We start from the raw sequence: 260 nt of genomic DNA, 5'->3' as shown, positions 1-260 counted from the left end.
ACAAGAATATCGTTGACCGTGACACGGTAAACGTGCATTCCGACTACAGCGTATATGCCACTGAACTTATAAATTTCCTTTCCGTCGTCATAACGACAAGGGTTAAGAATGAGTTTGTCAAGCTGGGGCTAAACAAGAAATATTCTTACAAGGCTATATTCAGATACCTTTCAAAATACAAGAAGGTGAGAACCAAAGATGGTGGTAAATGGGGTACGGCAACCATGCTTAAATATATAGAAGAGCTAGTTGCTATGCTT

At 39.6% G+C, this 260-nt stretch carries 1 pseudogene; it reads left to right on the top strand.

Annotated features, from left to right (window positions below):
• Nucleotides 1–260: pseudogene (locus tag LDN30_RS16295) on the top strand (hypothetical protein); the annotation flags it as partial.

This window comes from Prevotella lacticifex (assembly GCF_019973375.1).
GTDB classification, from domain to species: domain Bacteria; phylum Bacteroidota; class Bacteroidia; order Bacteroidales; family Bacteroidaceae; genus Prevotella; species Prevotella lacticifex.
The sequence above is the reverse complement of the archived record's forward strand: the minus strand, read 5'-3'. Positions and strand labels throughout refer to the sequence as shown.